Annotated in this window: 24 protein-coding genes; 15 read left to right on the plus strand and 9 right to left on the minus strand. The window is 69.7% G+C overall.

The features are described 5' to 3' along the window. Nucleotides 1-2: 2 nt before the first annotated feature. Nucleotides 3-674, plus strand: a complete 672-nt coding sequence (locus PBN85_RS16985; RefSeq protein WP_271299715.1) for an OmpA family protein — start codon at nt 3-5, stop codon at nt 672-674. Nucleotides 675-1,187: 513 nt separating this feature from the next. After that, a complete protein-coding gene (gene ppc / locus PBN85_RS16990) occupies nt 1,188-3,893 on the plus strand; it encodes a phosphoenolpyruvate carboxylase (RefSeq protein WP_271299716.1) in 2,706 nt (901 codons plus the stop codon). Nucleotides 3,894-4,076: 183 nt separating this feature from the next. On the opposite strand, the gene PBN85_RS16995 is transcribed toward ppc, so the two are convergent. Beyond that, nucleotides 4,077-5,027 carry a phosphatase PAP2 family protein gene (locus tag PBN85_RS16995; RefSeq protein WP_271299717.1) on the minus strand — a complete coding sequence of 317 codons (951 nt, stop codon included), beginning with the start codon at nt 5,025-5,027 and terminating at the stop codon, nt 4,077-4,079. A 148-nt stretch (nt 5,028-5,175) separates the two neighbouring features. Here PBN85_RS16995 and ptsP point away from each other — a divergent pair, with 148 nt between their 5' ends. From ptsP to phbB, 9 genes are all read left to right on the plus strand, one after another. Further along, nucleotides 5,176-7,449 (plus strand): phosphoenolpyruvate--protein phosphotransferase, encoded by a 2,274-nt coding sequence (ptsP, locus tag PBN85_RS17000; protein ID WP_037535281.1) that lies wholly within the window; start codon nt 5,176-5,178, stop codon nt 7,447-7,449. A gap of 98 nt (nt 7,450-7,547) precedes the next feature. Then, nucleotides 7,548-8,513, plus strand: coding sequence for a helix-turn-helix domain-containing protein (locus PBN85_RS17005; RefSeq protein ID WP_271299718.1), 966 nt, complete (start codon nt 7,548-7,550; stop codon nt 8,511-8,513). A gap of 75 nt (nt 8,514-8,588) precedes the next feature. Next, on the plus strand, nt 8,589-9,518 hold the full coding sequence (locus PBN85_RS17010; RefSeq protein ID WP_271299719.1) for a hypothetical protein: 930 nt from the start codon (nt 8,589-8,591) through the stop codon (nt 9,516-9,518). Next, nucleotides 9,481-10,506: a tRNA lysidine(34) synthetase TilS gene (gene tilS, locus PBN85_RS17015; RefSeq protein ID WP_271299720.1), complete on the plus strand. Its 1,026-nt coding sequence runs from the start codon at nt 9,481-9,483 to the stop codon at nt 10,504-10,506. Before PBN85_RS17010 ends, tilS begins: the two co-directional genes overlap by 38 nt. 61 nt (nt 10,507-10,567) lie before the next feature. After that, nucleotides 10,568-12,532 (plus strand): ATP-dependent zinc metalloprotease FtsH, encoded by a 1,965-nt coding sequence (ftsH, locus tag PBN85_RS17020; protein ID WP_037535284.1) that lies wholly within the window; start codon nt 10,568-10,570, stop codon nt 12,530-12,532. 71 nt (nt 12,533-12,603) lie between these two features. After that, a complete protein-coding gene (locus PBN85_RS17025) occupies nt 12,604-12,969 on the plus strand; it encodes a hypothetical protein (RefSeq protein WP_037535285.1) in 366 nt (121 codons plus the stop codon). A 446-nt stretch (nt 12,970-13,415) separates the two neighbouring features. Further along, on the plus strand, nt 13,416-15,602 hold the full coding sequence (locus PBN85_RS17030; protein ID WP_271299721.1) for a xanthine dehydrogenase family protein molybdopterin-binding subunit: 2,187 nt from the start codon (nt 13,416-13,418) through the stop codon (nt 15,600-15,602). Between the two features lies 1 nt (nt 15,603). Then, the gene (gene hemH / locus PBN85_RS17035; RefSeq protein ID WP_037535287.1) at nt 15,604-16,611 is read left to right on the plus strand and encodes a ferrochelatase; all 1,008 of its coding nucleotides are present in this window, start codon (nt 15,604-15,606) and stop codon (nt 16,609-16,611) included. A gap of 72 nt (nt 16,612-16,683) precedes the next feature. Further along, nucleotides 16,684-17,406, plus strand: coding sequence for an acetoacetyl-CoA reductase (gene phbB, locus PBN85_RS17040; protein WP_037535288.1), 723 nt, complete (start codon nt 16,684-16,686; stop codon nt 17,404-17,406). A gap of 73 nt (nt 17,407-17,479) precedes the next feature. On the opposite strand, the gene PBN85_RS17045 is transcribed toward phbB, so the two are convergent. Further along, nucleotides 17,480-17,869, minus strand: a complete 390-nt coding sequence (locus PBN85_RS17045) for a glycine zipper 2TM domain-containing protein (protein ID WP_037535289.1) — start codon at nt 17,867-17,869, stop codon at nt 17,480-17,482. Nucleotides 17,870-18,030: 161 nt separating this feature from the next. Here PBN85_RS17045 and PBN85_RS17050 point away from each other — a divergent pair, with 161 nt between their 5' ends. Then, nucleotides 18,031-19,038 carry an esterase-like activity of phytase family protein gene (locus PBN85_RS17050; RefSeq protein WP_271299722.1) on the plus strand — a complete coding sequence of 336 codons (1,008 nt, stop codon included), beginning with the start codon at nt 18,031-18,033 and terminating at the stop codon, nt 19,036-19,038. Nucleotides 19,039-19,319: 281 nt separating this feature from the next. On the opposite strand, the gene rpmB is transcribed toward PBN85_RS17050, so the two are convergent. Further along, the gene (gene rpmB, locus PBN85_RS17055; RefSeq protein WP_271299723.1) at nt 19,320-19,622 is read right to left on the minus strand and encodes a 50S ribosomal protein L28; all 303 of its coding nucleotides are present in this window, start codon (nt 19,620-19,622) and stop codon (nt 19,320-19,322) included. A 175-nt stretch (nt 19,623-19,797) separates the two neighbouring features. On the opposite strand from rpmB, the gene PBN85_RS17060 reads away from it, so the two are divergent. The 3 genes from PBN85_RS17060 to PBN85_RS17070 all read left to right on the plus strand — a co-directional run bounded on the left by PBN85_RS17060 (nt 19,798) and on the right by PBN85_RS17070 (nt 21,152). Further along, nucleotides 19,798-20,007, plus strand: coding sequence for a hypothetical protein (locus tag PBN85_RS17060; RefSeq protein WP_037535292.1), 210 nt, complete (start codon nt 19,798-19,800; stop codon nt 20,005-20,007). A gap of 58 nt (nt 20,008-20,065) precedes the next feature. Further along, nucleotides 20,066-20,494 (plus strand): nucleoside deaminase, encoded by a 429-nt coding sequence (locus PBN85_RS17065; protein ID WP_271300919.1) that lies wholly within the window; start codon nt 20,066-20,068, stop codon nt 20,492-20,494. A gap of 346 nt (nt 20,495-20,840) precedes the next feature. Next, nucleotides 20,841-21,152 carry an ArsR/SmtB family transcription factor gene (locus tag PBN85_RS17070; protein ID WP_271299724.1) on the plus strand — a complete coding sequence of 104 codons (312 nt, stop codon included), beginning with the start codon at nt 20,841-20,843 and terminating at the stop codon, nt 21,150-21,152. Nucleotides 21,153-21,219: 67 nt separating this feature from the next. Here PBN85_RS17070 and PBN85_RS17075 read toward each other — a convergent pair whose 3' ends face one another. The 6 genes from PBN85_RS17075 to fucP form a co-directional block, all read right to left on the minus strand. Next, the gene (locus PBN85_RS17075) at nt 21,220-21,504 is read right to left on the minus strand and encodes a DUF3297 family protein (protein ID WP_037535294.1); all 285 of its coding nucleotides are present in this window, start codon (nt 21,502-21,504) and stop codon (nt 21,220-21,222) included. A 94-nt stretch (nt 21,505-21,598) separates the two neighbouring features. Beyond that, a complete protein-coding gene (locus PBN85_RS17080; protein ID WP_037535295.1) occupies nt 21,599-21,961 on the minus strand; it encodes a hypothetical protein in 363 nt (120 codons plus the stop codon). 137 nt (nt 21,962-22,098) lie between these two features. Next, nucleotides 22,099-22,830: an SDR family oxidoreductase gene (locus tag PBN85_RS17085; RefSeq protein ID WP_271299725.1), complete on the minus strand. Its 732-nt coding sequence runs from the start codon at nt 22,828-22,830 to the stop codon at nt 22,099-22,101. Further along, entirely contained in the window at nt 22,827-24,038 is a 1,212-nt protein-coding gene (locus PBN85_RS17090; RefSeq protein WP_037535297.1) for a UxaA family hydrolase, read from the minus strand. The genes PBN85_RS17085 and PBN85_RS17090 overlap by 4 nt, the downstream gene beginning before the upstream one ends. Beyond that, nucleotides 24,035-25,321, minus strand: a complete 1,287-nt coding sequence (locus PBN85_RS17095; protein WP_271299726.1) for an aldo/keto reductase — start codon at nt 25,319-25,321, stop codon at nt 24,035-24,037. The genes PBN85_RS17090 and PBN85_RS17095 overlap by 4 nt, the downstream gene beginning before the upstream one ends. Then, nucleotides 25,318-26,556 carry an L-fucose:H+ symporter permease gene (gene fucP, locus PBN85_RS17100; protein WP_271299727.1) on the minus strand — a complete coding sequence of 413 codons (1,239 nt, stop codon included), beginning with the start codon at nt 26,554-26,556 and terminating at the stop codon, nt 25,318-25,320. The genes PBN85_RS17095 and fucP overlap by 4 nt, the downstream gene beginning before the upstream one ends. Between the last annotated feature and the right edge of the window lie 98 nt (nt 26,557-26,654).

Raw genomic sequence — 26,654 nt, forward strand, 5'->3', positions numbered from 1 at the left:
TCATGAAGTCCAAGTTGTTCGCCGCCGCCGCGCTCGCCGCGCTGGTCACCACCAGTGCCTGCACCACCGATCCCGAGACCGGCGAGCGCCGCATCTCGAAGACCGCGATCGGCGGCATCGGCGGTGCGCTCGGCGGCTATCTGCTCGGCGACCTCGTCGGCGGACGGCGCGACCGGACCGAGAAGATCCTCGGCGCCGGCATCGGCGGCCTCGCCGGCGCGGGCATCGGCGCCTATATGGACAAGCAGGAACGCGACCTGCGCGCCCGCACCGCCGGCACCGACGTGCAGGTGACGCGCGAGGGCGACAATCTGGTGCTCAATATCCCGTCGGGGATCACCTTCGCCTATGACAGCGCTGAGGTGCAGCCGCAGTTCCGCCGCACGCTCGATCAGGTCGCCGAGACGCTGTCGCAATATAACCAGACCTATATCGACGTGTACGGCCACACCGATTCGACTGGCTCCGACGCCTATAACCAGACGCTGTCGGAGCGGCGCGCGACCGCGGTGGCGGACTATCTCGCCAGCCGCGGCGTCCAGCCGGCGCGGATCGGCACGCGCGGCTTCGGCAAGACGCAGCCGATCGCCTCGAACGACACCGACGCCGGCCGCGCCGCCAACCGCCGCGTCGAGGTGAAGATCGTGCCGATCTCGCAGAACGACCTGCGCTGATGCCGGGGGGCTCGGGTCGAGTTGCCTTGGCCCGGGTCCGCCAGCTCATCCTGTGTTCCCCCGAGAGCGAGACCTCTGCGACACGAGACCTCTGCGACAGTAGCAACCTGACCTGCTCACGTACCACCCCGGCGCCGGCCGGGGTCCAGTTTGGTGAAGCCTTGCATTCAGTTACAACGGCCTTCCAGCTGGGCCCCGGCCTTCGCCGGGGCGGCTTCGCATCTTTCGCAGAGGTCTCGCGAAAGCGGGAACCCGGTGGCCAAGCAGAGCAACGTCTGTCGCTCCAGAGGAGCACTGAGTTTAGCAGTTTTCAATCGAGTGTGAGCGTTCGAAAGTGTGAAGGTCGGAATGCGGCCTTTCTAAACGCCGGCATCGATCGCCCCTCCGCCCGTGCGAGCCCGGCGAAACTCGCGTCTTCATCAGCGCCTTGCCCTGTCCGTCAAAGCTCCACCGCGACCAAAAACCGCGCGCCCGCGGTTGACCAGCCCATCGCCGCAGCGCAGCATCGCGGCCATGGCCACGCTCGACCCCGCTTCGCTTCCCCCGATCGCCAACAATCCCGACGTCCGCTTTCTCGGCGCGCAGCTCGGCGACGTGATCCGCAGCTATGGCGGCGAGGCGCTGTTCGAGGCGACCGAGGCGATCCGCCGCGCCTCGGTCGAGCGGCATCGCGGCACCGGCAGCAGCGACAGCGTCCACCAGCAGCTCCAGCATCTCGGCCTCGACGAGACGCTCGATTTCGTCCGCGGCTTCATGCTGTTCTCGATGCTCGCCAATCTTGCCGAGGATCGGCAGGGGATCGCGGCCGATGAGGGCGCCGACGTCGCCGCCGCGCTCGCCACGCTGGCGCGCGAGGGGATCGACCGCGAGGCGGTGCAGGCGCTGCTCGAACGCGCGCTGATCGTCCCGGTGCTCACCGCCCACCCCACGGAGGTGCGGCGCAAGAGCATGATCGATCACAAGAACCGCATCGCGCAGCTGATGACGCTCAAGGACATGGGGCATGACGAGACGCCCGATGGCGATCGCGTCGACGATGCGATCACCCGCCAGATCGCGCTTCTGTGGCAGACGCGGGTGCTGCGCCGCGAGCGGCTCTACGTCACCGACGAGGTCGAGACCGCGCTGTCCTATCTGCGCGAGGTGTTCCTGCCGGCGCTGCCCGCGCTCTACCAGCGCTGGGACCGGGCGTTCGGCGCCGAGGAAAACGGCTGGCGCGTGCCGAGCTTCGTCCGCCCGGGCAGCTGGATCGGCGGCGACCGCGACGGCAATCCCTTCGTCACCGCCGATTCGCTGCGCACCGCCCTCGCCCGCGCCTGCGAAGCCGTGCTCGGCTTCTATCTCGACGGCGTCCACGCGCTCGGTGCCGAACTGTCGATCTCGACCGAGCATGTCGCGGTCGATCCCGCGGTGGCGGCGCTTGCCGAGGCGAGCGGCGATACCGCCGAGAGCCGCGCCGACGAACCCTATCGCCGCGCGCTGTCGGGGATCTACGCCCGGCTCGCGGCGACGCATCAGGCGCTGACCGGCAAGCCCGCGCCGCGCCCCGGCCGGCTGAGCGGCGAACCCTATCCCGATCCGCAGACGCTGCGCGCCGATCTCGTCGCGCTCGCCCGCGGCCTGTCGGCGACCGAGGCGGGCGCGCTCAAGACCAGCGGCGCGCTCGGCCGGCTGATCCGCGCGGTCGAGACGTTCGGTTTCCATCTCGCGACGCTCGACCTGCGCCAGAACAGCGCGGTGCACGAACGCGTCGTCGCCGAGCTGCTCAAGGTCGCCGGGGTCGAGGCGGACTATGCCGCGCTCGACGAGGCGGCGCGGGTCGCGCTGCTGCGCCGCGAGCTCGCCAATGCCCGGCCGCTGACCAGCCGCTTCACCGACTATTCGGAGGAGACCGCGTCCGAACTCGCCATCGTCCAGGCGGCGGCGGAGGCGCATGCCACCTATGGGCCGGCCTGTATCACCAATTACATCGTCTCGATGGCGCAATCGGTCTCCGACCTGCTCGAGATCAACCTGCTGCTCAAGGAGGTCGGGCTCTACCGTCCCGGCGAGCCCCCGCATGCCGCGGTGATGGCGGTGCCGCTGTTCGAGACGGTCGGCGATCTGGAGGCGGCGCCGCAGGTGATGCGCGACTGGTTCGCGCTGCCCGAGATCGCCGCCATCGCCGCCAAGCGCGGGCATCAGGAGGTGATGATCGGCTATTCGGACAGCAACAAGGACGGCGGCTATCTCACCTCGACCTGGCAATTGTCCAAGGCGTCGACCGCGCTCAAGCCGGTGTTCGAGGCGGCGGGCGTCGGCATGCAGCTGTTCCACGGTCGCGGCGGCGCGGTCGGGCGCGGCGGCGGATCGGCGTTCGCGGCGATCCGCGCGCAGCCGCCCGGCACGGTGCAGGGCCGCATCCGCATCACCGAACAGGGCGAGGTGATCGCTGCCAAATACGGCACCCGCGAAAGCGCGATGACCAATATCGAGGCGATCGCCGCGGCGACCCTGCTCGCCAGCCTCGAACCCGAACGGCTGTCCAACACCGAGAACGACGAGTTCTGCGCGGCGATGGACGCGCTGTCCGACACCGCCTTCCACGCCTATCGCGATCTCGTCTACGGCACCGACGGGTTCCGCACCTTCTTCCGCCAGATGACGCCGATCGGCGAGATCGCCGGGCTCAAGATCGGCAGCCGCCCGGCGAGCCGCAAGAAGTCGGACGCGATCGAGGATCTGCGCGCCATCCCCTGGGTGTTCAGCTGGGCGCAGGCACGCGTGATGCTGCCCGGCTGGTACGGCGTCGGCCAGGCGCTCGCCGCTTATCCCGACAAGGGAAGGCTGCGCGAGATGGCGGAGGGCTGGCCGCTGTTCGCCGCGACGCTCGCCAATATGGAGATGGTGCTCGCCAAGTCGGACATGGCGATCGCCGGCCATTATGCCGAACTGGTCGAGGATGCGGGCCTGCGCGAGGCGATCTTCGGCCGGATCCGCGATGCCTGGCACCAGACCCACGACGGCCTGCTCGCGGTCACCGGCCAGACGCGGCTGCTCGACAAGCATCCCGCGCTCGACGCGTCGATCCGGCTGCGGCTGCCCTATATCGAGCCGCTCAACCTGCTCCAGATCGAGCTGATGAAACGCCACCGCGCCGGCGAGGCCGATCCGCGCATCGGCGAGGGCATCCTGCTGTCGATCAACGCCGTCGCGACGGCGCTGCGCAACAGCGGCTGACGGATCGGAGGACGCGACGTACGGGCGCGCAGAGGCGCAGAGGACGCGGAGGTGTTCCGCTTTTTCTGCCGTATCGGTCTCGCGTCTGCGAATTTGGCGGGCGGTCGCCGATAAGAGGCAGCCTCTCTGCGCCTCTGCGCTCTCCGCGCCTCTGCGTGAACTGAGAGGGCGCCGCCGCGCGACCTAGGTTCGCACCTCCGGCAGGCACGCATCGACGATCTGCGCCGCCACCAGCGCGACGACGGCGCCGATCAGCATGTCGGTGAGGTAATGCGTCCCTTCGACCGGCGTCGCCAGCAGCATCGCCGCGACCAGCCAGCCGAGCCGACGCAGCGGCGGCGTCCGCCAGATCGTGCGCAGGTAGAGCGTCCCCGCCGCGGCGTGGAAGCTCGGCGCCGACACCAGCCCGCGCAACGCGCCGAGATCGATGACGTGGACGGTCCGCGCGCGCAGCGCCGGGATCAAATTTGACTGCCACGTCTCGCTCACCGGCATATAATCGACCGCACCGCGCCACAGATAGGAGAGCGGTCCGATCGCCGGCATCTGCGTGAACAGCGCCAGCGTCAGCACCGCGGCGAGCCAGAAGCTGGCGAGGAAGCGATGCGCCGCGATCCGCTGGCCGTGCGCGGCGAACCAGCCGAGCAACAGCGCCGGCGTCAGGTAGATGCTCTCATAGGCCGCGACGCCGAGCCATTGCAGCGGCCGGTGCGCGGCGACGGTGCGATACCAGCCGAGCCAGTCGAAGCCGAGCGCCACGTCGGCACGGTGCAGCGTCGCATCGGCATAGCCTTGCGTCAGCGCCGCGAGCGGATAGCTCGCCACCGCGCCGGTCAGCGCGATCAGCGTGAAGACGGCATAATAACCGGCACCGTCGCGCAGGCCGTCGGCATGGCGCCAGCGCCGCGGCACCATGCCGCTGCGCAAGCCGAACAGGCAGACGCCGGCGAGCGCGAACGGCAGGTTGCTGCGGCTCCACAGGGCGACGTGCAGCCCGGCGCGATGCAGTAGCCAGGCGGTGACCAGCAGGCTCGCCCCGAGCGCGGCAACCACGATCGACAGAGCGAAGCCGGCGCGGGGCGAGGCGCGGCGGGGCGGAGCGGCGGTCGACGGGAAGGATTGCGCGTGCAGCATGCGGCCTTGGCTCGGGTACGATCGCCGCTCGTCGCGTCGCCAAGCTGAAGAGGGGCTGAATCAAACGGACGCCGGACGACGCGCCGAAGCGCCGATCGCGACGAAAGGTGCATGGTACGGTGCGCCCGCATCTGTTAGCCCTGCTGCCATGCCCAGTTCGGCCGCCGCATCCGCCCGCGAGATCCTGACCCGCCTTCACGACGTGATGGCCGGCCGCAACCCGGCGCAGGCCAAGCTCAACGCCGTCGTCGGCATCATCGCCGAGGCGATGGATAGCGAGGTCTGCTCGATCTACCTGCTGCGCGAGGGCGTGCTCGAACTGTTCGCGACGCGCGGGCTCGATCAGGCGGCGGTGCACGTCACCAAGCTGGCGATGGGCGAAGGGCTGGTCGGCTCGATCGCCGAGGATGTCGAGGTGCTCAACCTCGACGAGGCGGCGAGCCACCCCGATTTCGCCTACAAGCCCGAAACCGGCGAGGAACGCTATCATAGCTTCGCCGGCGTGCCGATCATCCGCCGCGAACGCGCGGTCGGCGTGCTCGCCGTCCAGCATAGCGAGCAGCGCAAATATCAGGACGTCGAGATCGAGGCGTTGCAGACCGTCGCGATGGTCTTGTCCGAGCTGATCGCCAATGCCGGGCTGATCGACACCGCCACCACCGGCGTCGACCGGCCGCAGTCGACCGCGGCGGTGCGGCTGCCCGGCCAGAAATTGGTCGAGGGGATGGCCTCGGGCCATGCCGTCTTCCACCAGCCGCGCATCGTCGTCGAACATACCGTCGCCGAGGATACCGACGCCGAACGCCACCGCGTCTATGCCGCCTTCGACAAGATGCGCGAGCAGATCGAGCGGATGACGCGCGAGGCGGAATTCGGCGTCGACGGCGAGCACAAGGAGGTGCTCGAGACCTACAAGATGTTCGCCTATGACGAGGGCTGGGCGCGGCGGATCAACGAGGCGATCGATTCGGGGCTGACCGCCGAGGCGGCGATCGAGCGCGTCCAGCAGCGCACCCGCCAGCGGATGCGGCAGATCGACGATCCGCTGCTCGCCGACCGGATGCACGATCTGGAGGATCTCGCCAACCGGCTGCTCCGCATCGTCTCGGGGCAGATGGGCACCGCGGCGCAGATGGGGCTGCGGCAGGACACGATCCTGATCGCGCGCAACCTCGGCCCGGCCGAGCTGCTCGAATATGACAAGCGGCGGCTGAAGGGCGTGATCCTCGAGGAGGGATCGCTCACCGCGCATGTCACCATCGTCGCGCGGGCGATGGGGGTACCGGTGCTCGGCCGGGTGCGCGACGTGCGCCGGCTGATCGCGGAGGGCGATCTGCTGCTGCTCGATTCGGTCGCGGGCAACGTCTTCGTCCGCCCGTCGGCGGCGATGGAGGAGGCGTTCGACGCCAAATTGACGCTGCGCCAGAAGCGCAAGGCCGCCTTCGCCGCGCTGCGCGACGTGCCGCCGGTGACGCGCGACGGCCATCGCGTCACTTTGATGGTCAACGCCGGGCTGCGCGACGACGTCGCCGCGCTCGACATCACCGGCGCCGACGGCATCGGCCTGTTCCGCACCGAATTCCAGTTCCTCGTCTCGGCGACGCTGCCGCAGCGCGAACGCCAGCAGCGCCTGTACCGCGAGGTGCTCGATGCGGCGGGGACGCGGCCGGTGATCTTCCGCACCGTCGACATCGGCGGCGACAAGGCGCTGCCCTATCTCAACAAGGAAGACGCCGACGAGGAGAATCCGGCGATGGGCTGGCGCGCGCTGCGCCTCGCGCTCGACCGCGACGGCCTGATGAAGGTGCAGGCGCGCGCGCTGATCGAGGCGGCGTCGGGGCGCACGCTCAACGTCATGTTCCCGATGGTCAGCGAGGCATGGGAATTCGCCGAGGCGAAGGCGCTGTTCGAGGCGCAGCGGGCCTGGCTCGACGCGCGCGGGCGGCGGGCGCCGCTGGCGATCCGCTACGGCGCGATGCTCGAAGTGCCGGCGCTCGCCGAGCAGCTCGACCTGCTTTTGCCCGATATCGACTTCCTGTCGGTCGGCACCAACGACCTGACGCAATTTTTATTTGCGGCGGATCGCGCCAACCCGCGGCTCGCCGAACGCTATGACTGGCTGAGCCCGTCGATCCTGCGCTTCTTGCAACGGGTGATCGGGCCGTGTCGTGACGCGGGCGTCGACCTTGGCGTGTGCGGCGAGATGGGCGGTCGGCCGGTCGAGGCCATGGCGTTGATCGGGCTCGGAATTGATCGGCTGTCGATTACGCCGGCGGCGGTCGGGCCGATCAAGGCGATGGTGCGCAGCCTCGATCATGCCGCGGTGCGCGCCTTCGTCGCCGAGCTGATCGCGCGTCCGCCGCGCGACATGCGCGGCGCATTGACCGACTGGGCGGGCCGCAACGGCGTCGATCTGGCCTGAAACGCTGCTGAACGGCGGGCCGGTTGCGTTGACTTGCGCCAAGGCATCGGGGAAGGTCTTTCCCGTCACCGATCCGCAGCCCTCCCTTGGAGACACGAATGGACGAGGTCGATCCCGGCCAGCCGAACCCGACCCCCGTTGCCCCGGCCCGCCCGGGTGAACGGTTGCGCCGAGCGCGGGAGCAGAGGGGCCTCAGTCTGGCCGAAGTCGCGGCACAGACGCGCGTGCCGCTGCGCCATCTGCAGGCGCTGGAGAGCGGCGACTATGGCCTGCTGCCCTCGCCCACCTATGCGATGGGTTTCTCCAAGGCCTATGCGCGCGCCGTCGACGCCGACGAGGTCGAGATCGCGCAGGACGTGCGCCGCGACCTCGACCGGCTCGGGCCGCGCCAGCCCGAATATGTCCCCTATGTCACCGCCGATCCGGCCCGCGTGCCGTCGCGCGGCGTCGCCGCGATCGGCGTCGGCATCGCGCTGGCGGTGCTGATCCTCGTCGGCCTGTGGTACGGATCGGGCCTGCTCCAGTCGAACGCGTCGCGCACCGAGGTCGCGAGCAGCGACGACACCGCGTCGCAGGCGCTCGCCCCCAAGCCGGCGCAGACCGCCGCACCGGCGATCCCGACCGGCGGACAGGTCGTGCTGACCGCGACCGACACGGTGTGGCTGCGCGTCTATGACGCCGACGACAAGAAGCTGTTCGAAGGCACGATGAAGCCGGGCGATCGCTATGAGGTGCCGGCGACCGCCAAGGACCCGATGATCAACGTCGGCCGCCCCGACAAGCTGACGGTGACGCTCAACGGCTCCGCGGTGCCGCCGCTCGGCGATGGTTCGCGCGCGATCAAGGACGTCGCGGTGAGCGGTTCGGCGATCGCGCTGCGCCTCGCCGGGCAACCCGCCGCCGCCCCCAGCGCGGCCGCGACGACCGCGACGACGGCCCGCACCGCGACGCGTCGCGACGCCGCCCGCCCGGCCAGCCGTTCCGGCAACCGCACCGGCGCCGATCTCGCCAGCGATCCGCTGCTGCCGCAAGAGCCGGCCGCCGTTGGTAATTTCGCGCCTTAAGGCTGGCGACAGCCTGCCGGTTGCAGCTATGACCGCACCACGTTGACCCAAGCCGCGCCGGGGGGTGTTTCACTTATGCGTACGATCATCTGGGCGCTTGCCGCCACGTCCCTGCTGCCGGTCGCTGCCGCGGCGCAGAGCAACGTCGAAGGCCGCGTCGGCAAGCTCGAGAGCGAGATGCGCGCGGTGCAGCGCAAGGTCTTCCCCGGCGGTGCCGGCCAGTATCTCCAGCCCGAGATCACCCGCCCCGATGCGCCGCAGCCGGCGGGCGGCACGCCGGCGACCAGCGCGGTCGCCGACCTCACCGGCCGCGTCACCGCGCTCGAGCAGCAGATGGCGTCGATGACCGACCAGATCGAGCAGACCGGCTACAAGCTGCGCCAGCTCCAGGACCAGTTCGACGCCTATAAGCGCGCCAACGACGCACAGCTGCGCACCCTGTCATCGACCCCGGCGCTGGCGATCACGCCCGCCTCCGCGCCGCTCGGCGGCGACGGCGCGGACGGCGAACCGGCGCGCGGCCCCGCCCGGCCGGGAACGCCGGTCTCGGTCGCGGCGGCCGGTGATACCGCTCCCTCGGCCGCCGCGGCCAAGGTCGACAAACCCGATACCGGCGATGCCGCCGAGGACGCCTATCTCTACGGCTATCGGCTGTGGACCGCGAAGCAATATCCGCAGGCGGAAGCGCAGCTCAAGAAGGTCGTCGCCGACTATCCCAAGCATCGCCGCGCCAGCTGGGCGCAGAATTTGCTTGGCCGCGCCTATCTTGACGAGGGCAAGCCGAGCCTCGCCTCGATGGCCTTCTACGACAATTACAAGAAGATGCCGGATGGCGAGCGTGCCCCCGACAGCCTCTATTACCTCGCTCAGGCGCTGATGAAGCTCAACAAGCCGACCGACACCTGCAAGGTCTATGGTGAGCTGACCGACGTCTACGGCAGCAAGATTTCTTCGAGCATGAAGGCTGATGTCCAGAAGGGCCGTACCGCCGCCAAGTGTAAGTGATCCCTTCGCCCTGGCGGCGGAGCGATTCCACCACGACGTCAACCGCGCGCTCGGCGGCGAGCCGCGCGGGACGATCCTGCTCGCCGTGTCGGGCGGCCCGGATTCGATGGCGATGCTGACGCTCGCCGCGGCGACCTTCGCCGGGCGGATCAGCGTCGCGACGGTCGACCACCGGCTGCGCGAGGCCGCGGCGGACGAGGCGGTGATGGTCGCCAACCATTGCGCCTTGCTCCACGTGCCGCATGCGACGTTGCTCCCGGTCGCGCCGATCACCGGCGCCAGCCTCCAAGCGGCGGCGCGGCAGGTGCGCTACCGCCTGCTCGCCGACCATGCCCGCGCCATCGGTGCCGCGGCGGTGGCGACCGCGCATCATGCCGACGATCAGGCCGAGACCTTTCTGATGCGCGCGGCGCGCGGATCGGGGATCGCCGGCCTCGCCGGCGTGCGGGCGCGCGCGGTGATCGACGGGGCGACGGTGATCCGCCCGCTGCTCGAATGGCGTCGCGCCGAGCTGCGCGCGATCGTCCGCCGTGCCGAGGCGCCGTTCGTCGACGATCCGACCAACGCCGATCCCGCGCACGACCGCACCCGCTTCCGCCGCCTGCTCGACGCCAACGAATGGCTCGGCGCGCCGCAGCTCGCCCGCGCCGCCGCCCAGCTCGCCGAGGCGGACGGCGACGTGCGCGCGATCACCGACTGGCTCTGGTCGAGCCGCGCGACGGTCGACGGCGCGCAGGTGCAGATCGACATGGCCGGCCTGCCGCGCGAACTCGTCCGCCGCCTCGTGCGGCGCGGCATCGGGCTGGTGATCGAATCGGCGGCGATCGTCGCGCCGAAATGGAGCGACTCGGCCAATATCGAGGCGCTGCTGGATGCGGTCGGCGGCGGCCGGCGCGCGACGCAGGCGGGCGTCGTCGTCCAGCCGCAGCGCGATCTGTGGCGATTCCGTCCCGCACCGGCGCGGCGAACCGCCGGATCGGCCGAATAGCCGGCTTCGTTCCATTGCCATTAACCCGCGCATGCCTATCTTGGCCGGCGAAAGGTTCCCCATGAACGATAACGACAAGCAGCCCCAGAACGGCGACGGTGGCAACGGCGGCAACCCCTGGATGAAGAGCCTGCTCATCTGGGTCGGAATCCTGCTGGCGCTGGCGCTGTTCGTCACGATGTTCAACGGACCCAATGCGGCCGGTGCGAGCAACACCGTCGCTTATTCGAAATTCCTCGACCAGGTCGACGAAGGGACCGTCAAGGACGTCGCGATCAGCCGCGACATCATCACCGGCACCTATTCGAGCGGCGAGAAGTTCCGCACCTATCCGATCCAGGACCCGACGCTGGTGCCGCATCTGCGCACCAAAAACGTGTCGATCTCGGCGAAACCCGACGAGGGCACGTCGATGTGGATGCTGCTGCTCTATCAGTCGCTGCCGTTCCTGCTGTTCCTCGGCATCGCCTTCTTCGTCATCAAGCAGATGCAGAAGAACACCGGCGGTGGCGCAATGGGCTTCGGCAAGAGCCGCGCGCGGATGCTGACGCAGAAGGAAGGCAAGGTCACCTTCGACGACGTCGCCGGCATCGACGAGGCGCGCGCCGAGCTGACCGAGATCGTCGACTTCCTCAAGGACCCGACCAAGTTCGCGCGCCTCGGCGGCAAGATCCCCAAGGGCGCGCTGCTGGTCGGATCGCCGGGTACCGGCAAGACTTTGCTGGCGCGCGCGATCGCCGGTGAGGCGGGCGTGCCGTTCTTCACCATCTCGGGCTCGGACTTCGTCGAGATGTTCGTCGGCGTCGGCGCGAGCCGCGTCCGCGACATGTTCGAACAGGCCAAGAAGTCGGCGCCGTGCATCGTCTTCATCGACGAGATCGACGCGGTCGGCCGCCATCGCGGCGCCGGCCTCGGCAACGGCAATGACGAGCGCGAGCAGACGCTCAACCAGCTGCTCGTCGAGATGGACGGCTTCGAGGCGAATGAGGGGATCATCATCGTCGCGGCGACCAACCGCCCCGACGTGCTCGACCCTGCCTTGCTGCGTCCGGGCCGGTTTGACCGTCAGGTCGTCGTGCCGCGGCCGGATATCGAGGGCCGGATCAAGATCCTCGAAGTCCATATGAAGAAGGTGCCGCTGGCGCCCGACGTCGATGCGCGGGTGATCGCGCGCGGCACGCCGGGCTTCTCGGGCGCCGATCTCGCCAATCTCGTCAACGAGGCCGCGCTGATGGGCGCGCGCAAGGGCAAGCGCCTCGTCGCCATGGCCGAGTTCGAAGAGGCCAAGGACAAGGTGATGATGGGCGCCGAGCGCCGCTCGATGGTGATGACCGAGGACGAGAAGAGGATGACCGCCTATCACGAGGCGGGCCATGCGATCGTCTCGATCCACGAACAGGCGAGTGACCCGATCCACAAGGCGACGATCATCCCGCGCGGTCGTGCGCTGGGCATGGTGATGCGCCTGCCCGAGCGCGACAGCTACAGCTACCATCGCGACAAGATGTACGCGAACCTCGCGGTGGCGATGGGCGGCCGCGTCGCCGAGGAGATCATCTTCGGCTATGACAAGGTCTCGTCGGGCGCGAGCGGCGACATCCAATATGCCACTGGTCTGGCCCGCGACATGGTCACCAAATGGGGCATGTCGGACAAGGTCGGCCCGGTCGAATATGCCCAGCCGGAGGGCGAATCCTTCCTCGGCTATTCCTCGTCGCAGCCGGTGCGTATGTCGAACGCGACCGCGCAGCTGATCGACGACGAGATCAAGGGCATCGTCGAAGGCGGTCTGGCGCGCGCCAAGCAGCTGCTCACCGAACATGTCGACCAGCTCCACCTGCTCGCCGGCGCGCTGCTCGAATATGAGACGCTGTCGGGTGACGAGATCAAGAAGCTGATCGCCGGCGAAGAGATCGGCCGGATCGATTCGGGACCCAAGCCGAGCGTGCCGCGCGCCGGGACCTCGATCCCGAAGACGCGTCGTCCGGGCGGCCCGTTCGGCAATCCGGCACCGCTCGGCGCCTGATCGCCGGCGCGGTTCAGCGCGCTTTCAGTTTGTGACGGCTAGTCGGCGGCATTCCTTTCGGAGTGTCGCCGATGTCGCGTAAAGTCCTGATCGCCCTCGCCGTTTCTCTCGCCGCGGCTGCCCCCGCCGCCGCCGCGATGAGCGTCGGCACCTTCCTAGACCGCGCCGCGCCGCTGCGCGCCAATCCCTTCACCGCGCTCACCAACCCGGATTATCAGGTGCTCAAGGCGGAGGCGGACGCCGCCACCCGCCAGCTCCGCGCCGACAGCGCGGCGCGCGTCGCCGCCGGCAAGAAGCCGATCGCCTGCATGCCCGACGGCGCGAAGATCGGCATCCTGCAGATGCTCGGCGGCCTGGACGCTTTGTCACCGGCGGAGAAGAAACTGCCGCTCAAGGACGGCTATGCGCGGGTGCTGGCGAAGACCTATCCGTGCTGAGGGTGGCGCGGTGGCGCGGTGGCGCGGCTGAGCGCGGCTGAGCGCGGCGCTGCGTTTCTGCAGTAAGGCTCGGTGTCCCGAACGGCTTCGAAACCCCTGCGACCGTCGCTCCTTTCGCCGCAAATTCCAGTATTCCCGCGCAGGCGGGAATCCAGTGGCCCAGCAGAACAATGGCTCGCGGCAAGAAGGAAACTGGGCTCCCGCCTGCGCGGGAGCACTGATCGTTGCGGCGTCTCGACCCGCATCGGGCGCACACGCCGCAAGATCATCGGCTATCCTTCCAACGGCACGGCGGATGCCCGGCATGACGAATCGCGTGTCGGCACCCTCCGCCGGCCAGCCGCGCCATCGCACCGTGGCACCTGCCGAGAGGCAGACCGCCCTCCCCCCGCCGGACTCGCTAGCCCCCCTTGCACCACGCCGACACAGCGCGCACAGCCGCGGCGATGGAGCGGCTTACCCGACGCAAGGTGATGATCGGCGGCGGCGTCGGGGTCGGGCTGGTCGTCGCCTGGGGCGTGTGGCCGCGGGCCTATCGCGCCAATCTCGCGGTCGCGCCGGGGGAGACCGGCTTTGGCGGCTGGCTCAAGATCGGCGACGACGGGCATGTCACCGTCGCGGTGCCGCAGCTCGAACATGGCCAGGGCGTCTATACCGCTTTGCCGCAGATCGTCGCCGATGCGCTCGGCGCCGACTGGCGCACCGTCGGGGTCGAGCCGGCGCCGCTCAATCCGCTCTACGCCAATCCGCTCGCGCTCGACGATCTGCTCGAAGGCACGCTCAGCCGCCTGGCCGCCGGGTTCGCCGACACGGTGGCGCGGCGCGGCGATCTGATCGTTACCGGCGGATCGACCTCGGTGCGGATGTTCGAGGAGGATTGCCGCATCGCCGGAGCTTCGGCGCGCGCCTTGCTGTGCCGGGCGGCGGCGCGGCGCTGGGGCGTCGACTGGCGCGAATGCGCGGTCGACAACGGCTTCGTCACCTCTGCGGCGCAGCGGCTGCGCTTCGCCGAACTCGCCGCAGAGGCCGCACGCGAACGCCTGCCCGATCCGCTGCCGATCGGCGGCGAGGGCAGCGGCCGGCTCAGCGGCCAGTCGCTGCCGCGACTCGACGCCCCCGCCAAGGTCGACGGCTCGGCCAATTTTGCCGGCGACATCCGCCTGCCCGACATGGTCCATGCCGCGATCCGTCAGGGGCCGATCGGCGACGCGACGCTCACTCGCGTCGATCGCGCCGCGGCGAACCGTATCCGCGGCGTGCTCGCGGTGGTCGAGAACCCGCGCTGGGTCGCCGCGGTCGCGACCACCGGCTGGGCGGCACAGCGCGCGCTCGATGCGCTCGCGCCGCGCTTCACCAGCAGCGCGCCGTTGATCGACAGCGCCGCGATCACGCGCCGCCTTGCCGCCGCACTCGACGCACCGGGCGAGACGATCGCCGCCAGCGGTACGATCGGCACGCTGCTCGACGGAGCCGGCGTGGTCAGCGCCGATTATCACGTCGGCCCCGGCGTCCACGCCGCGCTGGAGACGACGAGCGCGACCGCGGCGTGGCGCGACGGCCGGCTCGAACTCTGGCTGCCGACCGCCGCCCCCGCCGCGGCGCGGGCCGCCGCCGCGCAGGTCGCCGGACTGCGCGAGACGCGGGTCGTCATCCATCCGACGCTCGCCGGCGGCAGCGGCGCGACGCTCGACCCGCTCGTCGCCGAACAGGCGGCGTTGCTGGCGATGCAGCTCAAGCGGCCGGTGGCGCTGGTCTGGTCGCGCGGCGAGACGATCGCGCACGATCGCTTCCGCCCGCCGGCACAGGCGCGATTGCGCGCACGCCTGTCCGCCAATGGCGCGATCGCCGCCTGGAGTGCGCAGATCGCCGCGCCTTCGGCCGGTCATGCGCTGGCGCGCCGCCTGCTCCCCGGTTTCACCTGGGCGCTCGGCACCGGCGATCCCTATGCGGTCGCCGGCGCGCAGCCGCCCTATCGCATTCCCGCGCTGGCGATCACCCATCACCCCGCCGCGCTGGCGCTGCCGACCGGCCATCTGCGCGGCGGCATGCACGGCCTGACCGCCTTCTTCACCGAGACCTTCGTCGACGAACTCGCGCATGTCGCCGGCACCGAGCCGCTCTCCTACCGGATCGGCATGCTCGGCGGCGAGGCACGGCTGGCGCGCTGCCTCACCACGGTGGCGGCGCTGGGCGGCTGGAACGGCGGCGTGGCGGGGTCGGGCCAGGGCATCGCCTGCCACAGCCTGCGCGGCAGCCATATCGCGGTGCTCGCCGAGGTCGAGACGGCGGGGCGGCCGCGCGTCACCCGCCTCGTCGCCGCGGTCGATTGCGGGCGGATGATCAACCCCGACCTGGTGTTGCAGCAGATTGAGGGCGGGCTGATCTTCGGCCTCGCCCATGCCTTCGGGGCGAGCACGACGATCAGCGGCGGGCGCACAGACGTGCGCGGGCTCGCCGGGCTCGACCTGCCGCGGCTCGCCGATACGCCCGACATCGTCGTCGAATGTATCCGCTCGGAAGCACCGCCGGGCGGGGTGGCCGAGATCGGCGTCCCTGCGGTCGCGCCGGCAATCGCCAACGCTTTGCATGCCGCAACCGGTATCCGTCGTCGCGACCTGCCGCTAAGGTCCTGATATGCTGATCCCCGCCGACCATCCACCGATCCCGCCGCGCAAGGTGGGCGTGCTGCTCACCAATCTCGGCACGCCCGACGGTCCCGATGCGCGCTCGGTCAAACGCTATCTCGGCGAGTTCCTCAGCGACCGGCGCGTCGTCGAGATCCCGGCGATTGCCTGGCAGCCGATCCTGCGCGGCATCATCCTCAACACGCGGCCGAAGAAGTCGGCGCATGCCTATGGCCTCGTCTGGAGCGACGAAGGCTCGCCGCTCGCCGCGATCACCCGGCGCCAGAGCCGGGCGTTGCAGGGCGCGTTCGGTGAGCATGTGATCGTCGATCATGCGATGCGCTACGGCAACCCGCCGATCGCGGAACGGCTCGCCGCGCTCAAGGACGCGGGCTGCGAGCGCATCCTGATCGCGCCGCTCTATCCGCAATATTGCGCGGCGACGACCGCGACCGCCAACGACAAGGCCTTTGCCGCGCTGGCCGGCATGCGCTGGCAGCCGGCGATCCGCACGCTGCCGCCCTATCACGACGATCCCGCCTATATCGACGCGCTCAAGACGCAGGTCGAGATGCAGATCGCCGCGCTCGATTTCGTCCCCGATGCGGTGGTCGCCAGCTTCCACGGCATGCCCAAGCGCACGCTGGAACTCGGCGACCCCTATCATTGCCATTGCCAGAAGACCGCGCGGCTGCTCGGCGCGGCGATGGGTCGCGAGCTGGTCGTCGCCTTCCAGTCGCGCTTCGGCCCGGCGAAATGGCTCGGCCCGGCGACCGACGAGACGCTCGAGGCGCTGCCGGCGTCGGGCGTGAAGAAAGTCGCGGTGATCGCGCCCGGCTTCTCCGCCGATTGCCTCGAGACGCTGGAGGAGCTGGCGATCCGCGGGCGCGAGAGCTTCCTGTCCGCCGGCGGCAGCGATTTCGCCTATCTGCCGTGCCTCAACGACGGCGCGCCGGGCATGGCGATGCTGCGCACCCTGATCCGCCGCGAACTGTCCGGTTGGGTCGCCGACACGTAAAGTTACGCTACGGCCATTGCCAGTCTGCCGCCTGCTATTTAGCCTTATAGGCGAAAATCAGGAGAGACGGGCATGGCCAGAGTTGCGATCGTCACGGGTGGAACACGCGGGATCGGCGAGGCGATCAGCCTGGCGCTGCAAGAGGCGGGAATCACCGTCGCCGCCAATTATGCGGGCAATGACGAGCGCGCCCGCGCCTTCACCGAGCGCACCGGCATCCAGGCGTTCAAATGGGACGTCGCCGATTTCGACGCCTGCCAGCAGGGCTGCGCCGACGTCGCCGCGGCGCTGGGGCCGGTCGACATCGTCGTCAACAATGCCGGCATCACCCGCGACGGCACGATCCTCAAACTGACCTATGAGGCGTGGAAAGAGGTGATCGACACCAACCTCGGCGGCTGTTTCAACATGGCCAAGGCGGTGTTCCCCGGCATGCGCGAACGCAAATGGGGGCGGATCGTCAACATCGGCTCGATCAACGGCCAGGCGGGCCAATATGGACAGGTGAACTACGCCGCCGCCAAATCGGGCATCCACGGCTTCACCAAGGCGCTGGCGCAGGAAGGCGCGCGCGTCGGCGTCACCGTCAATGCGATCGCGCCGGGCTATATCGATACCGACATGGTCGCCGCGGTGCCGGGCGACGTGCTGGAGAAGATCGTCGCCAAGATCCCGGTCGGCCGGCTCGGCCAAGCGAGCGAGATCGCGCGCGGCGTCGCCTTCCTCTGTTCGGAGGAAGCCGGCTTCGTCACCGGATCGACGCTGAGCATCAACGGCGGCCAGCATATGTATTGAGACGACAAGGGGCCCGGCCACCACGGTGACCGGGCCCCTGCCCTCGATACGCTACACGAGAAGCCGTAGCCGCTCAGCGGCAGTAACCGGGGCGATCCGAACGTTCGACCGCGCGGCCGGCGAGCGCACCCGCACCGGCGCCGAGCACGGTGCCGAGCGCACGGTCGCCGCGCGTATCGATCGTGCGGCCGAGCAGGCCGCCGGCGATCGCACCGACGATGGTGCCGGTGGTGCCGCTGTTGCAGCGCTGACCACCGCGATAGCCGCGATCGCCGTAATAGCCGCGGTCGCCGCGATAGACGCGCCCGTCGCGATAATCGCGGGTGTCGCGATAGCCGCGGTCATAATTATAGCCACGGTCGTAGCCGTAATAGCCACGCTGCGCCGCGGCGGGGGTGGCGGGAACCAGGGCGGCGGCGGTCATCGCGAAGGCGGCGCCGGCGAGGCTCAGGGTCTTGATCATCTGTCGTCTCCCGAAACAAGGTCAACTCGGCGGCGGCCCGGTGGGCACCTGCCCGTCGTCGATGCACCCCATTTGGCCGATTCGCGTTGAGCGAAGCCTGAATGCGCTCGTTATCGTCCGTTCAGGCTATCGCCGCCGCAGGCTGCGCTTATGGAGGCGCGATGCGTCTGCTGTTCGTCGTCCTCGCCGTCCTGCTGCTCGTCCCCGGCTGGAGCGGCGAGGAGCGGCTGGCGCTGCTCGGCGACCGGCCGCAGCTGATCGCGACGCCGGTCGCGCTCGACCCGGCCGATCCGCACCGCCGCACGCTCGGTGCGCTCACCTATCTCGGCGGCGTCACGCTGCGCAGCCTCGATCCCGCATTCGGCGGCTATTCGTCGCTGACCGTCGTGCGCCGCGCCGACGGCGACCGCGTCACCCTGCTCAGCGACGGCGGCAATGCCGTCGCCTTCACGCTGGGATCGGACTGGCGACCGCGTGGGCTCCGCTTCGTCAACCTGCCCGCCGGCCCCGGCATCGGCTGGGAGAAGCGCGACCGCGACAGCGAATCGATGGCGATCGATCCGCACGGCACGATCTGGGTCGGGTTCGAGGGCGCCAATGCGATCTGGCGCTATGCGCCGGGCTTTGCCCGCGCCGAGGCGCAGCGCGCGCCCGCGGCGATGGCGCATTGGCCCGACAATGGCGGACCCGAATCACTCGCCCGGCTGCCCGACGGTCGCTTCGTCACGATCAGCGAGCAGCGCCATGTCCCGCGCGCGCGCTGGCGCGGCACCGATGGCGTGCGACTGGCGAGCCGCGAGGCACTCATCTTCCCCGGTGATCCGATCACCACCACGCCGCGCCGCTTCGCCTATCTGGTCGCGGGGATCTACGATCCCTCCGACGCCACCGCCCTGCCCAACGGCGATCTGCTGGTGCTCGACCGCGCCTTCCGGCTGCCGTACCGGTTCAGCAACCGCCTGTCGCGGATCCCGGCAGCGGCGATCCGGCCGGGCGCGGTGACGCGGGGCGCGCTGCTCGCGACGCTCGACGCGCCGCTGATCCACGACAATTTCGAAGGCGTCGCGACGACGACCGAAGCGGGGCGGACGATCGTCTGGCTGGTCTCGGACGACAATCAGTCGATGCTCCAGCGCACCCTGTTGCTCAAGTTCAGGCTCGACCGCTAGCGCTGATCGCCGTTCCGCCCCCGATAAGGCTGTATGGCGTCACCAGATCGGTTCGCGCAGAGGGCGCAGAGAGGGTGTGATTCGAATGGCGCCCGCCTGCTGGGCCGTGGCGCGACGATCGCAGCCACCGAAGCCGCGGGCGCAACGCCTCTGAGCGCAAAAGCTCGACGCGCGCGATCGCGCACAACAGCAAAGGGCGCGCCATGTGCATGGGATGACGCACGAAAGCCCGCCGCTCGATAGAGCAGCGGGCCTTTCGTCGCGGCAACCCGCAGTCGGGTTTAGGCGGCTTCCGCCGAGGTCGACGCGCGCTTCTTGACGATCTCGCGCTTCAGACGGCGGCACCGCATCGACAGCTTGTCCTCGCTGGTCTTGACCAGCCAATTGTCGAGGCCGCCGTTATGCTCGACCGAACGCAGGCCGTGCGTCGACACGCGCAGCTTGACGCCCTTTTCGAGCGTATCGGAGATCAACGTGACGTTCTGCAGGTTCGGCAGGAACGTCCGCTTGGTCTTGTTGTTGGCGTGGGAAACGTTGTTGCCCACCTGCCGGCCCTTGCCGGTCAGCTCGCAAATGCGCGACATGGTTGTTATCCTGAATTCGGTTGCCCGGAAAGTCGGCGCCACTAGCGGCAAACGGCACGGTCGTCAACCGGCGGGGTGCCGGCCCGGCAGCGCAACGACACCGCGCGACGCAACGAAAGTTGCCGCCGCGGCGTTGTTACGCTATCGTAAAGGTCCTTGCTAGGGGGAAATAGGCATGCGCACGTTGCTGGCTCTCATCGGGGTCGTCGCGTTGATCGTCGTCGCACTGATGCAATTCGGTCTGATCAGCATCGACCAGACCGCGCCCGCCGTGGTCAAGGCCCCGGAGTTCAAGGCGGATGTCGCGCGGGTCACCGTCGGCACCGAAAACAAGACCGTCGCCGTGCCGACCGTCAACGTCGAAAAGCCCGGCAACGCGCAATAGCCTTTACCCGCCTGCCGAGTCGCGGCAGGGCGGACCGATGTTCCCGCTGCCGATCCCGATGCGCCGCGCGCTCGATGCCGCCGCCACGGCGGCGCGGGACGGCGAGGTGCCGGTCGGCGCCGCGCTGGTCTGGCAGGGCGAGGTCATCGCGGTCGCGGCCAACGCACCGCGCACGCTCTGCGACCCGACCGCCCATGCCGAGATGCGCGTCATCCGCGCCGCCGCCGCCGCTTTGGGGCGCGAACGGCTGGAGGGAGCCGAACTCTGGGTGACGCTCGAACCCTGCGCGATGTGCGCCGGCGCGATCGCCCACGCCCGCATCGCGCGCCTCTATTACGGCGCGAGCGACGCCAAGGGCGGCGCGGTCGAACATGGCCCGCTGCTCTTCACCCAGCCGACGCTGCACCACCGGCCGGAGGTCTATGGCGGTATCGGCGAGGGCGAGGCGGCGGCGCTGCTGCGGGCGTTCTTCCGCGCGCGGCGGTGAGCGGGGGTGAGACTGAACTCGAGAGGCTCGCGCACGGTTTCTTGCCTGTTTGGCACCCTATGAACAGCATGGCCAGCGCGGCGAACGGCGCGACTCGAGAAATCCAGAGATGTCAGAGCGAACCTTATCGCGTCGTCTGGCCTACAGCTCGATCCGTGGGAGATGGCGAGGTTGCGACCTTTTCAGCATTGTGAAGTATCGCACGACCTCAGATGATGGGGCTCAAGGCGTGCCTCTTAAGGGCCCGGGCTTACCGATGATGGGCCGATACGGTTCGGTTGCCCGCAAGCCACGGAAATCATAAGCAACCCCGTGGTTGCCCCTCACGGCAACCGAAAGGTTGCCGATGTTACCGAAGCCTGTTCAAGCCGCGCGTCTCTTCGCCGTCCTCGCCGATCCGACGCGGCTGTCGCTGCTCATCACCCTGCGCAGCGGACCCGGCCGCCCGATCGCGCGCCTCGCCGCCACCGCCGGGATGAGCCGGCAGGCGGTCTCCAAACACCTGCGGATCCTCGAAGACGCGGGTCTCGTCACCGCGGAACGCCTCGGCCGGGAAACGCATTACAAGAGCCGGCCCGGCGCGCTCGACGCCGCACGGCGCACGCTCGATGCGATCGCCGGTGACTGGGCCGCGCTCCGCCCGCCACCCGCCGCCTGATCGTCGCCCAACAAAAAAGGCGCGGAGCCCGGCTCCGCGCCTTCCGGCAGTCTCACGGCAGCGACGTTTACGCCGCTTCGCCCTCACCCTCGCCTTCGGCCGCCGCACCCGCCGCCGGTCGCTCGAACCAGGCCTCGACCTCGCCCGACAGCTTGAGCGTCAGCGGACGGCCATGGCGATCGACCTTCTTGCCGAGCGCGACGCGGATCCAGCCCGCCGGCCGGTCATATTCCTCGACGTCGCGGCGTTCGACGCCCTTGAAGCGGATGCCGATCCCGCGCTCGAGCGCGGCCTGGTCGAAATGGGGGCTCGACGGATCGGTCGACAGGCGATCGGGGGGCGTATCGGTCATGGCGCCGCGCTTAGCGGCATCGCCCGCGCCCCGCTACGAAAAAGCGGCGCGGAGGAGGTCCCCCGCGCCGCCTTCCCGACGAAAGTGTCGAGCCTCAGTAACCGTAGCCGTAGCCGTAGTTCGGGCCATAGTCATAATAGCGCTCGCGCACGACGACCCGCGGCGGCGGGGGCGGTGGCGCATAATACCGCTCCTGATACACCACCCGCGGCGGCGGCGGCGGCGCATCGTAATAATAGCCGCGGTCATAATAGCGGTCGCGGTTGCTGCTCGCCACCGCGGCGCCGATGCCGAGCCCGACGATCCCGCCGAGCAGCGCGCCCGCGGCGACATTGCCGCCGCCACGATGGTGATAGCGATAGCCACCCCAGCGCTGCGCATCCGCCGGTGCCGCGGCGGTCAGCGCGGTCGCGGCGAGGGCGATACCCAGTCCGGCCTTCTTCAACAAAGCGTTCATCACGTCGAACCTCCTCAAACACGACGCTCGGAGTATCTGGTCCAAACGCACAGAGCGGCGATCGTGTTGCACCCCGTCTAGGCGAGTCGGGCTGAATGAGGCCGGAATGCGGCGTTCATCGGCGGTTTAGCCGCCGATCAATTGATCCACCCGCCGTCGATGACATGCACCGCGCCGGTGGTGAACGCCGCCTCGTCGCTCGCCAGATACAGCGCCAGCGCGGCGATCTCGTCGGCCCGGCCGAGCCGCCCCATCGGCTGGCGCGCGACGAACGCCGCCTGCGCCGCCGCATAGTCGCCGGTGTCGTGCAGCCGCTGCTGCAGCGACGGCGTATCGACCGTTCCGGGGCAGATCGCGTTGCAGCGGATGCCCTGACCGACGAAGTCCGCCGCCACCGCCTTGGTCAGCCCGATCACCCCCGCCTTGGTCGTGCCATAGGCGAAGCGGTTGGGGATGCCCTTCACCGAGCTGGCGATCGACGCGACGTTGACGATCGCGCCGCCGCCACCCGCCAGCATCGCCGGCAGGAAGGCGCGGACGGTGCGGTACATGGCGGTCATGTTGATCGCCAGCGCCTGCGCCCATTCCTCCTCGCCGCAATCGAGGATCGTGCCGGCGTGAACGATACCCGCGACGTTGGCGAGCACGTCGACCCGCCCGATCTCCGCCGCCAGCGCGGTCACCGCCGCGCCATCGGTGACGTCGAGCGCGCGGGTCTCGCACCCGGCGATCCCGTCGAGCGCGTCGAGGTCGCGGTCGGTCGCGATCACCCGCGCGCCCTCGGCGGCGAACCGCTCCGCGGTGGCGCGGCCGATGCCGCGTGCGGCGGCGGTGACCAGCGCCACCTTGCCGTCCAGTCGTTTCGTCATGCTGCTGTCCTGCGTTGGGCGATCGGCAGGCAGGCCGGGCCGATCGGGTCGAAAGCCTTGTAGGTGAGGATGAATTCGCGATGGCCGAGGTCTTCGGACACGCTGCGCCGGCCGCCGGCGACGGCGATTACCGCATCGACGATCTCCGCCCCCACCTCGTCCAATGTCGCCGCGCCTTCGAGGATGCGGCCGGCGTTGATGTCCATGTCGGCGGCGAGCCGGCGCGCCGTCTCCGGATTGGCGCAGACCTTGATGACCGGCGCGATCGCCGATCCGACCACCGATCCGCGTCCGGTGGTGAAGATCGTCAGGTGACAGCCGCAGGCGATCATCTCGACGATCTCGGCATTGTCGGAGATATTGGGGAAGCCGAAGCGCGGCTCGCCGTCGGGCACCACGTCGAGCAGATACAGCCCGCCCGCCGGCGGCACGTCGCCCGGCTTGACGATACCGCTGATCGGCGACGATCCCGATTTGGAATAGGCGCCCATCGACTTTTCTTCCTGCGTCGTCAGCCCGCCCTCGGCATTGCCGGGCGCGAAGCTGCCGAAGCCCATGATCGTATAGTAACGCTCCGCCTTGGCGACGCTGTCGACCAGCGCCTGCCCCAGTTCGGGGGTGACCGCGCGATCCGCCATGATCGCCTCGCAGCCGACCAGCTCGCCCGTCTCCTCGAACAGGCAGGTCGCGCCCGCGCCGACCAGCGTGTCGAAGGCGCGGCCGACCGCGGGATTGGCGGTGATGCCGCTCGTCCCGTCGGAGCCGCCGCAGATGGTGCCGATCACCAGCTCGTCGACGCCCATCGCGACGCGCGGCACGTCGGCGATCTGCGCCTGTACCCGCGCCACCGCGGCGAGCCCGGCGGCGATCGTCGCCGCGGTGCCGCCCGCCTGCTGGATGACGAGCAGCTCGACCGGCCGCCCGCTCGCCGCGACCACCGCCTGCAACCGCTCGCGGTCGAAGCTCTCGCAGCCGAGCGAGACGATCACCAGCCCGCCGACGTTGGGATGCGTCGCCACCGCCTCCATCACCTTGGCGGCATAGGCATTGGGATAACAGCCGGGAAAGCCGATCAGATGGACGTCGGGGTCATCGGCCTTGTCGACGATCCGCCGCGCGACATGATGCGCGCATTCGACCAGATAGGCGACCGCGACGGTGTTGCGGATGCCCTTGCGCCCGTCGGCGCGTGCGAAGCCCTGGATCATGCCCGCGTCTCCGTCACCGTCGCGCGGGTGTGGCTGGCGATATAGTCGCTTTTCATATTGTGCATGTGGACCCATTCGCCGGTTGCGGCGGCCGCGGTCATCGACCCGATCGGCGCGCCATATTTGATCACCTTGTCGCCGGGAGACAGCGGCACGCGCGCCAATTTGTGGCCGACGGTGATGCCCTCGCGCGCCGGCACGGTGCCGCCGCCGATCGGCAGCACGTCGCCCGCCGCGATCGGCGCGACGCAGATCATCACATTGTCGTCGGGGTGGAGCAGGATCAGCTGGTTCATCGTCTCTTCGGGTCGTTGCGCAGGCGCGGAGGGATCGAGCGCCGCCCAGGCGGGCTCGGGAACAGGCGTGGCGATCCGCGCGACCATCGCCGCGACCTGATCGATGCCGACCAGACCGGCGACGACGCAGGCGACCGCCGGGTGGCGCAAGGGAAAGTGCAGCGCCGCCGCCGGCAGCGCGACGCCCACCGCGCGGCAGGCGGCGGCCAGCGCGCGCGTCCGCGCGACGATCGCCGCATCGGGCGCGGCATAGTCGTAATGCAGCGCCGCGGGATCGACCGCCTCGGGATCGGCGGCGAGGATGCCGCTGTTATACGGCCCGCCGATGATGACGCGCACGCCCCGCTCGGCGCAGCGATCGAGCAGCCGCGCCGCGCTGCGGTCGAGCAAGGTGTAGCGGCCGGCGAGCAGGATGACGTCGAGGTCGATATGGTCGAGCACTTCGTCGCACACCGCGATCTCGTTGACGCCGATACCGATCCCCCCGACCGCGCCGCTCCGCTGGAGCTCGAGCATCGCGCCATGCCCGCCGTCGAGGAAGGCGGCGAGGTGGCGCGGATGATCGTCGCCATGCGTCAGCCGGCCGAGATCGTGGGCGAACAGCAGGTCGACGCGCGCGCGCCGCAACCGTGCGAGGCTGTCGCCGAAGGAGGCGCGGATCCCCTCCGCGCTGTAATCGAACACCGGCTCGAACGGATCGGCATCGACGAAGCCGTGGCGCGTGCCGCGGGCTGCGCACGGCACGAGCCGCCGCCCGACCTTGGTCGAGACGCGGGCGCCGCCGGCCGGATCGTGGGCGGCGAGCGCCGCGCCGAGCCGCCGCTCGGCAAGTCCGAAGCCGTAATGCGGCGCGGTGTCGAAATAGCCGATGCCCGCCGCCAGCGCCGAGGCCACCGTCGCCAGCGCGGCGTCGTCGCCGACCGCGCGGTAGAGGTTGCCGATCGCTGCGGTGCCCATGCCGAAGCGCGGCAGTGCCGGCATGCTCATGCCGTCACCCGATCGTGGCGGTGCAGCCGCGCGAACAGCGCGACGCCGACGAAACACGCCGTCGGCACCAGCATCGCCGCGCGGATCGAGCCCAGGTCGGAGACGAGGCCCATCAGCGCGGTCAGCACCGCGCCGCCGATGATCGCCATCACCAGCATCGACGCGCCCGGCTTGGTCAGCGGCCCGAGATCGCGCAGCGTCAGCACGAAGATCGTCGGATACATGATCGACATGAGCGCGCTCGACAGCACCAGCGCCGCGACGCCGACCAGCCCGCCGAGCGTCGCCGCGACGACGCACAGCCCCGCATCCGCCACCGCGAACAGCAGCATCAGCCGCGCGCCCGACATCCGCGCCATCAGCGCCGCGCCGACAAACCGCCCCGCCATGAACAGCGCCAGCGACACGGTGAGCAGCCACGCCGCGCGCTGCGTGCCGAGCGACGGCAGCTCGACCGCGACATAGCGGATCAGGAAGCTCCACACCCCGACCTGCGCGCCGACATAGAGGAATTGCGCACCGACACCGGCAAGATAGCGCGGCGAGGCAAGCAGCTTGCGATAGGCGCCCGGCGTCCGCGCCTCGGGCGCGCTCGGCTGCGTCGCCACCGCCGGGAAGCGCGTCGCGACGATCACCGCCGCCCAGGCGAAGACGAGCAACGCGATCGCCAGATAGGGCAGCCGCACCGCCGAGGCCGCGGCGACGTCGCCGGCGCGCTCGTCGGCGAGGATGAAGGTCGCACCGAGCGACACGCCGGCGATCGACCCCAGCGGATTGAACGCCTGCGCCAGATTGAGCCGCCGCTCGGCACTCGCCGCGCTGCCCAGCGCCGCGACCATCGGATTGGCCGCGGTTTCGAGAAAGGCGAGCCCGCTGGCGATGACGAACAGCGCGAGCAGGAAGAAGCCGTAGCTCAGCATCAGCGACGCCGGCCAGAACAGCAGCGCGCCGAGGCCGAACAGCACCAGCCCCTGCACCACCGCGGTCTTGTAGCCGAACCGCTGCATGACGATCGCACCGGGAATCGCGAAGCAGAAATAGCCGAGATAGAAGGCCGACTGGACCAGCCCCGATTGCAGGTCGCTCAGCGTGAACACCGCGCGGAAATGGGCGATGAGGATATCGTTGAGGTTGTTCGCCATGCCCCATAGAAAGAACAGGCCGACGGTGAGCAGCAGCGCGCGCCAGCTGGCCGGTGGTGCGTCCTGGTGCGGCAAGGCGACATGCGGGGTCATAGGGCTCTCTCCACGGTCCTCTACGAACGTCTCGCGGTCCGCGGGATGACCGGCAGGCTAATCGCTCCTGCCGTGATATGAAATATAAAAATGACTTT

Source organism: Sphingomonas sp. CV7422 (assembly GCF_027945725.1).
Lineage (GTDB): Bacteria > Pseudomonadota > Alphaproteobacteria > Sphingomonadales > Sphingomonadaceae > Sphingomonas > Sphingomonas kyungheensis.